We start from the raw sequence: 1,178 nt of genomic DNA, 5'->3' as shown, positions 1-1,178 counted from the left end.
ACCCATGGTAGGTTCTCTGCCAGATTCTCCACATGCAGGAGGGCAAAGAAGTCGCTGGCTTCTGACGGTTCACCTCCGGACCAGAAGTACCAACCGTTAGTACTTGTCGTGGGCTTGTGGCGAAGGCCGTGGATTGGTTCAGTTCCGATCGTCGACAACGCGATGCCTACTTTTGAACCGGCTACAGGTGGCAACGGCGATGCGCCCACCCATTCACAAAGCGGACTTCTCACGGAGCACTCGCATTGTGTTTCCTCGGGGTCTATCGTTTGAGACCACCGGCACGTAGCAAGCGCCGCGCAGCAGGAATCTGCTGCTGTGTGTCCGAGTGGGCCGACCAGCTAGGTTGCAATTGCTGCAACACTTAGCTTTTTCCTGAGTATCAAAAAAGTAATTGCGCCGATCGGAAGAGCAATCGCAACGGTCCATTGCCCGTACAAGGGGGCAAACGCTCCCGCACTAAATAGCTGTAAGGACAAGGGCGCGAAACTCCATTCGCCAGTTGTCCAGTTCACTGCAAACTTTCCAAACCCAAGCATAACGAACAGTACCCACGGCCACTTTCGGCCTTTGAGTTTAGACCTGCCGCAAACAACAAGCGCCCAGAGGGTAAGCAACGGAAAGACTATGGCCAACGCAAAAACAAGGTATTGAATTGGCGTTTTTTTTGTTAACGTGAACCGATTCTGTTGTTTAAGTGAAGCTGGCTGGGGAACGACGCTAAAGCCAACTATGGTGGCCTTACCACCATGATTCCTTACGGCGACGCTCGTCAAAATCCATTTGCCTGAAAAGCCATATTCAAACGTGAGATTGACGGTCGAAGAGTCATCCCTATTCATCCGGTGAGCGCCAACCAGCATAATTGTTGAGGGCTCTCCAGCAGGGATAAATGCCGCCATTTGAACAAGCGCGTCATGAAGTGCCGGCCCAGCTATGCTTGGATCAGCTGCCTTCTCAATATCCTCAAAGCGCTGCTGTCGCAGAAGATCAATGTAACTTTTAGCCAGCGTCTGATCGGCAGGCGAAGCAAATTTTTGAATCATGTCCGCTTGATTGCAGCCCACAAGTGCGAGCAGGAGCAAAGACATAAAGAATTGGCGAAGAGATGAAATAGTCATTGGAAGCTGGGGGCGAGTACTCTGTCGAGATACATGCTGGCTGATGCGACTTAATGT

At 51.5% G+C, this 1,178-nt stretch carries 2 protein-coding genes; both read right to left on the bottom strand.

All coding sequences use genetic code 11. The features are described from left to right. Positions 1-209, bottom strand: a 209-nt coding sequence (locus AC1D1X_RS23885; RefSeq protein ID WP_477699422.1) for an immunity protein Imm33 domain-containing protein, incomplete at its 3' end; no start/stop codon positions are given. A gap of 132 nt (positions 210-341) precedes the next feature. Continuing rightward, the coding region (locus AC1D1X_RS23880) for a hypothetical protein (protein ID WP_477699421.1) at positions 342-1,178 on the bottom strand (837 nt) is incomplete at its 5' end.

This window comes from Polaromonas sp. P1_G4 (genome assembly GCF_056405475.1).
This window is presented reverse-complemented; position numbering and strand designations above follow the sequence as displayed.